Origin of the sequence: Nakamurella endophytica (genome assembly GCF_014646215.1) — a bacterium.
GTDB lineage: Bacteria > Actinomycetota > Actinomycetes > Mycobacteriales > Nakamurellaceae > Nakamurella > Nakamurella endophytica.
In genome coordinates this window covers 704013-710306 of sequence record NZ_BMNA01000004.1, presented here as the reverse complement: position 1 = coordinate 710306, position 6294 = coordinate 704013, and the positions used below count along the sequence as shown (strand labels likewise).

The 6294-nt window shown below is 71.6% G+C and carries 5 protein-coding genes and 1 pseudogene; 5 read left to right on the top strand and 1 reads right to left on the bottom strand.

Features of this window, described 5'->3' with window-relative positions; translation table 11 throughout:
- Positions 1-174 (top strand): annotated as a pseudogene (locus tag IEY37_RS13675) (TCP-1/cpn60 chaperonin family protein); the annotation flags it as partial.
- A gap of 932 nt (positions 175-1106) precedes the next feature.
- Here IEY37_RS13675 and IEY37_RS13670 read toward each other — a convergent pair.
- Positions 1107-1361 (bottom strand): hypothetical protein, encoded by a 255-nt coding sequence (locus IEY37_RS13670; RefSeq protein WP_188942264.1) that lies wholly within the window; start codon positions 1359-1361, stop codon positions 1107-1109.
- On the opposite strand from IEY37_RS13670, the gene IEY37_RS13665 reads away from it, so the two are divergent.
- The 4 genes from IEY37_RS13665 (at position 1348) to IEY37_RS13650 (ending at position 6090) form a co-directional block, all read left to right on the top strand.
- Positions 1348-2358: a substrate-binding domain-containing protein gene (locus tag IEY37_RS13665; protein WP_188942262.1), complete on the top strand. Its 1011-nt coding sequence runs from the start codon at positions 1348-1350 to the stop codon at positions 2356-2358. The two genes, IEY37_RS13670 and IEY37_RS13665, sit on opposite strands and share 14 nt — an antisense overlap.
- Before the next feature lie 80 nt (positions 2359-2438).
- Positions 2439-4022 carry a sugar ABC transporter ATP-binding protein gene (locus IEY37_RS13660; protein ID WP_188942260.1) on the top strand — a complete coding sequence of 528 codons (1584 nt, stop codon included), beginning with the start codon at positions 2439-2441 and terminating at the stop codon, positions 4020-4022.
- Between the two features lie 8 nt (positions 4023-4030).
- On the top strand, positions 4031-5038 hold the full coding sequence (locus IEY37_RS13655; protein ID WP_373298341.1) for an ABC transporter permease: 1008 nt from the start codon (positions 4031-4033) through the stop codon (positions 5036-5038).
- Complete coding sequence (locus IEY37_RS13650) at positions 5038-6090, top strand: ABC transporter permease (protein ID WP_188942258.1); 1053 nt, start codon at positions 5038-5040, stop codon at positions 6088-6090. Before IEY37_RS13655 ends, IEY37_RS13650 begins: the two co-directional genes overlap by 1 nt.
- The last annotated feature ends 204 nt before the right edge of the window (positions 6091-6294 follow it).

Here is a 6294-nt window from a genome sequence, read left to right as displayed (position 1 = left end):
TACAAGAACCTGGTCGAGGCCGGCATCATCGACCCGGCCAAGGTGACCCGGTCGGCGCTGCAGAACGCCGCGTCCATCGCCGCGCTGTTCCTGACCACCGAGGCCGTCGTGGCCGACAAGCCGGAGAAGGCCGCCGCGCCGGCCGCTCCGGGTGGCGGTGACATGGACTTCTGATCCTGCCGGATCAGGGTCCGGTCGCCCCGGACAGCACGTCGCAGTACCGATCGCGAGGGCGGTCCCACCACGGTGGGGCCGCCCTCGCGGCGTTCCGTGGACCTTCGCAAGGTCGGGCGCAGCTGCTGCCTTCCCGGTTCGCTGCCCTTCCCCGGCACCGCCGACCGCAGCACGTCCCCGCCGACCGGACACCCTGCGTCCCTGCCGACCGGACTCTCTCCGCTCCTGCAGGGCCGGACACCTGGCGCCCCTGCGGGCCGGCTCTGCAGCCGTGCCGCCCCTGGGGTGTCGGTGGGGGAGACGGCGCAGGTCTGAATGCAGGCTGCCGCAGGTCGATCCCGCCGGCCGTCGCCGGATCGGCACGCCCGCTCGCCGCATCCGCAACGCCCGCTCGCCGGGGCGGCGTGCCCACCGGCCGGCGCGGCGCAGTGCGCCCGCCCCGGCCGCGCGGCGACCGGCTGCCTGCGGCCGTCCGTGCCGGGCATGCCCCGATCGGCGGGGTCGGGCCCGAACCCGGCGTGCTCCGTCCGGTGACCGGCGGTCCACCGGACGGCCCCACCGATGGCGCCGCGGCGCCGTGGATCCCGGGGACCGCAGCGCGAGATCGTCGGTGGGGGCGCTGCCCTCGCTCGCGGGCGGCGCCGGATCGGCCGGTCGGGGCATGGGCTGGTTCGCCGCCGCACGGCCACCGCCGGTGTCCTCCGCCCATGCCGGCGGCGATTGCAACGGACCGATGTCGAAGCGGCGACGACCCGTTGACAACGATTCTGTGAGCGTTAACACTCTGGGACACCGCTCGGTCGGCGAGGGTTCGCCGGCCGGATTGCATCCCGTGGTGCTGCCGACGAGGGCTGGGTCCCGGCCCTCGGCCGGTCGGATCGTCCTGCAGTCGCATCGTCCCCTTCGAGAAGGACTTCCATGACCCATCGTCGTCACGTCGTCGCGGTGAGCGCGCTGGCCGGAGCTGCCCTGCTGCTCTCCGCCTGTTCCACCGGGCAGAACAGCGGAGCCAACACGTCCGGCTCGACCTCGTCGAGCAGCAGCTCCTCCTCGTCCTCGGAGATGTCCAGCTCGGCGTCGGCGCCCTCGTCCAGCGGGGCGTCGTCCGGCTCCTCGATGGCGTCGGGCTCGTCCGCGACATCCGGCTCGTCGTCCGGCGGCGGCTCGGGCTCGGTGCCGCCGGCCATCGCCGCCGCGGGCGGCACGGAACTGCTCAGCGCCGCGCTGCCGCAGGGCGTCGAGGCCCAGTACGGCCCCGTCTGCAAGGGCTCGGACCTGGGCATCGGCAAGATCGACTTCAAGACGGACACCGTCGGCTGGGCGCAGTCCGAGAAGGAGGCCAACCCCTTCCGGATCGCCTCGACCGCGTCCGAGGTCGCGGAGGCCAAGAAGCGCGGCATCAAGCTGCTGACCACCAACGCGCAGTCGGACGCGCAGCAGGAGAACACCGACATCAAGGGGATGATCGACAAGGGCGCCAAGGCGATCATCTTCTCGCCGATCAACTCCACCGGCCTGGGCGACGCCATCGCGTACGCCAAGTCCAAGAAGGTCGCGATGATCCCGGTCGACCGCAACATCACCGGGGTCAAGGGCTGCCAGGAGGTCGGTCCGCAGCTCGGGTCCGACTTCGTGCTGCAGGGCAAGCTCGCCGCCGACGCCATGATCAAGGCCACCGGCGGCCAGGCCAACCTGGCCATCCTGCTGGGCGCGTCCGGGGTGAACGTCACCGACGACCGCACCACCGGGTTCCTGGACGAGCTCAAGGCCAAGAAGGCCGACGGCATCAAGGTCATCTTCCAGCAGACCGCCGACTTCACCCGGGAGAAGGGCAAGTCGGTCACCGAGACGCTGTTGCAGGCCCACCCGGACGTGAACGCCATCTACGCCGAGAACGACGAGATGGCCCTGGGTGCGCTGGCCGCGCTGGACGACAAGGGCATGGCCGGCACCGACAAGGTGCACATCGTGTCGATCGACGGGACCAAGGGTGCCGTGCAGGCGATCGTCGACGGCAACATCGACGCGGTGATCGAGTCGAACCCGGCGTTCGGTCCGTACGCGTTCGACGCGCTCGACGCGTACGTCAACGGTGACGGCGCCCCGGCCGTGACGATCACCAAGGACAACCAGTACGACAAGAGCAACGCCCAGCAGGCCCTGGACAGCGGGACCGCGTACTGATCCCGCGCGGCCGGCGCGGCCCCGTCACCGGCGCCGCGCCGGCCGTCCCACCCGTCGTACCCACGAAAGAGGCACAGTTGATGGCGACCGCCCCCTCCCCGGCGGCTCGGCCGCCGGTCCCGTCCGGGAGGCCCACCCTGTCGGTCAGGGGCGCCACCAAGACGTTCGGCCCGGTGGTCGCCCTCCAGGACGTCGACCTGGACCTGTTCCCGGGCGAGGTGCACGCCCTGGTCGGCGAGAACGGGGCGGGCAAGTCCACGCTCATCAAGCTCATCACGGGCGTGTACCCGCTGACCGCCGGCGAGGTGCGGCACCTGGGCGAACCGGTGCACTTCGGGTCCGCCCGGGACGCGCAGGTGCACGGCATCCAGACCATCTACCAGGAGGTCCACCTGGCGCCGCAGCTGTCCGTGGCCAGGAACGTGTTCCTGGGCCGGGAGCGGACCCGGTTCGGCGGGGCGCTGGACCTGCGCGCGATGAACCGGGAGGCCGCGGACCTGCTGGACCGGTACGGCATCGTCGCCGACCCGAAGAAGCCGCTCGGCGAGCTCAGTCTGGGCATCCAGCAGATGGTCGCCGTGGTCCGGGCGGTGTCGACGGACGCCTCGGTCGTCATCATGGACGAGCCGACCTCGTCGCTGGAGCCCCGCGAGGTCGACCGGCTGCTCGACGTGGTCGGCCTGCTGCGGCAGCAGGGCGTCGCCGTCGTCTACGTCTCGCACAAGCTGGACGAGATCTTCCGGGCCTGCGACAAGATCACCGTGCTGCGCGACGGCCGCCTCATCTGGACCGGCGCGGTGGCCGATACCTCGCGCCGGGAGCTGATCTCCCGGATGCTCGGCCGCGACGCCGGCGAGCTCGCGGGTGGGCAGCGCACGCAGCTGGCCGGCCGGCCGCCCGTGGACGCCGACCAGGCACCGGTGCTGGCTGCGCAGCACATGTCCCGGCGGCTGCAGCTGGACGACATCTCCGTGGTGGTCCGTCCCGGCGAGATCGTCGGCCTGGCCGGCCTGCTCGGCTCGGGCCGCAGCGAGACGGCCAAGGCCATCTTCGGTGCGCTGCCGCTGGACTCGGGGACCGTCCGGGTCGCCGGACACGACCTCGGCCGGGCGACCCCGGCGTCGCGCATCCGGGAGGGGGTCGCCATGCTCCCCGAGGACCGCAAGGCCGAGGGCATCGTCCCGGAGCTGTCGATCCGCGACAACATCGGTCTCGCCGCGCTGCCGCGGCTGACCAGGGGCGGGTTCGTCTCGCGGAAGCGGCAGAACGAGATCGTCGACGTCTTCGTCCGGCGGTTGCGGATCAAGTGCTCCAGCCCGGACCAGAAGGTCTCCGAACTGTCCGGCGGCAACCAGCAGAAGGTGCTGCTGGCCCGGCTGATGTGCCTGAACCCGCGCGTCCTACTGCTGGACGAACCGACCCGCGGCATCGACGTCGGCGCCAAGGCCGAGGTGCAGGCACTCGTCTCCGAGCTGGCCGACAAGGGGCTCGGGGTGGTGCTCATCTCGTCCGAGCTCGAGGAGGTCGTCGAGGGATCGGACACCGTCGTGGTGCTACGCGACGGTGCCGCCCTGGGGTCGCTGTTCGGCGAGGACATCACCGAGGACGCCATCATGAACATGATCGCCGGCGCCGCCGCCGAGGAAGTCCAGGCCGCCTCGTGACCGCCACGCTGCCCAGCGAGGAGACCACGCCGGCGCCGCGGTCCCCGCGGTTCCGGCGACCCGCGCGCTGGACCGAGTTCCTGCGCCGGTACGGGGTCTACCTGGCACTGCTCCTGCTGGTGCTCTACAACGTCGTGCTGACCCCGCACTACCTGCAGTGGTCCACCGTCACCCTGCTGTTCTCGCAGCTGCCGCCGGTCCTGATCGTGTCGATGGGCATGGCGATGGTGATCGGGACGGGCGGCATCGACCTGTCGGTCGGCTCCACGATGGCCATCGCCAGTGCCGTGATGGCCAAGCTGGTCGCGCCGGAGTCCTCGCACGGGCTGGGCTACCCGATCGCCGTCGCCATCGTCGTCGGACTGCTGGCCGGGCTGGCGGTGGGGGTCTTCAACGGCTGCGTCATCTCGGTCGCCAGGGTGCAACCAATCGTCGCGACGCTGAGCTTCCTGGTGGCGGGCCGCGGCATCGCCCTGGTCATCACCGGGGGTGCGCTCATCGAACTGTTCACGCCGTTCCTCGGGACCCTGCGCCGTGGCACGCTTCTCGGCATCCCCTACGTGATGCTGGTGGCGCTGGTGGTGATCCTGGTCGTCGCCGTACTGGTCGCCAAGACGGGCTTCGGGTACCGGCTGCTGGCCATCGGCGGCAACCTCCGGGCGAGCGTGCTGGCCGGCGTGCCGGTGCGGCGCACCCTGATCACGGTGTACGCGCTGTCGGGCCTGCTGGCCGCGATCGCCGGGATCCTGGCCACCGCGCGGCTGCGGGCCAGCGACCCGTCGTACATCGGCCTGCTGCTGGAGCTGTCAGCGATCACCGCGGTCGTGGTGGGCGGGACGCCGCTGCGGGGTGGCCAGGTGCGCGTGCTCGGCACCGTCGCCGGCGTCGTGCTCATGCAGATGCTGCAGACCACCCTGGTCGCCCACAACATCCCCGACTCGGTGTCGCAGATGGTGGAGGCCCTGATCATCATCGCCGCCGTGTACATCCAGCGGACCTCGTCGAGGAGTGCCTGATGAGCCATCCCGCGTCGGCCGCCACGCCGCCGCCGGACGCACCGCCCGTCCACGTCGCCACGGACACCGAGCTCGGTGCGACGGCCCGGCGGGAGCGGGTGCGGGCGCTGACGTCGGTCATCTCGCGCAACGGTGCCTTCGCCACCCTGGTGATCGTCATGGTGCTGGGCGCCGTCATGGTGCCCAGCTTCGGCACGGTGGACAACCTCCGCAACACCGCGCTCGCGGCCTCGTTCCTGGCGATCATCGCCGCCGGCATGACCTTCGTGATCATCAGCGGTGGCATCGACCTGTCCGTCGGCTCGCTGTACGCCGTGGCGGTCATCGTCTCCGCCGACATGTCGCGCTACGGGTCGCTGCTGGCGATCGTGGTCCCGATCGTGGTGTGCCTGGCCGCGGGGCTGCTGCAGGGTCTGGTCGTCGCCAAGCTCGGCCTGCCGCCGTTCATCGTGACGCTCGCCGGCCTGACCGGATGGCGCGGCCTGGTCTTCTTCATCACCGACGAAGGCAACCAGCACCCGGTGGTCCCGGGGCAGCAGTTCTTCGAGACCCTGGGCACCGGCAGCCTGCTGGGCATCGGCAACCCGGTCTGGATCGCGCTGATCGTGTTCGCCGTCGGCTGGTGGGTGCTCAACCGCACCGCGTTCGGCCAGGCCGTGATGGCCGTCGGCGGGAACGACACCGCCGCCGAGCTGATGGGTCTCCCGGTGGCCCGGGTCAAGATCGCCGTCTACGCCATCAGCGGGTTCACGGTCGGCGTCTCCGGGGTGCTGTCGACGGCGCTGTCCGGCGGCGGGCAGGAGGCTCGCGTCGGCAACGCCTACGAGCTGTCGGCCATCGCGGCCGTGGTCATCGGCGGCACGTTGCTCTCCGGTGGCGTCGGCTCGATCGTCGGCACGCTGTGCGGCATCTCGCTGCTCTACGTCATCCAGAACCTGATCGTCCAGGGCTTCAACCTGAACAGCTACGTCCAGCAGGTGGTCAGCGGGGCGTTCCTGCTGATCGTCGTGGTGCTGCAGGCCCTGCTGTCCCGGCGGGCGTCCGCGGGCTGACCCCGGCGGCACCCCGGCGGGCCGGTCGCGGGTCAGCCGGACGACCGCGGTGCCGTCTCCGGCGGCCGGACCGGCCAGGTCGTCAGGAGCTCCTCGTCACCGGCACCGTCAGCAGCCCCGTCACCGCGACTGCCGTCACCGCCCTCCGGGCCACCGGCGGTGCCGCCCCGGGGACCGGCGGTGGTTGCAGGCGCCAGGTACAGG

Bases quoted from the DNA above. Each gene is read 5' to 3' on its own strand.
- IEY37_RS13670 (WP_188942264.1), bottom strand. From the start codon at position 1,361: ATGGCCGGCGGCACCGAGCCCGAGCCGCCGCCGGACGACGAGCCGGAT.
- IEY37_RS13660 (WP_188942260.1), top strand. From the start codon at position 2,439: ATGGCGACCGCCCCCTCCCCGGCGGCTCGGCCGCCGGTCCCGTCCGGG.
- IEY37_RS13650 (WP_188942258.1), top strand. From the start codon at position 5,038: ATGAGCCATCCCGCGTCGGCCGCCACGCCGCCGCCGGACGCACCGCCC.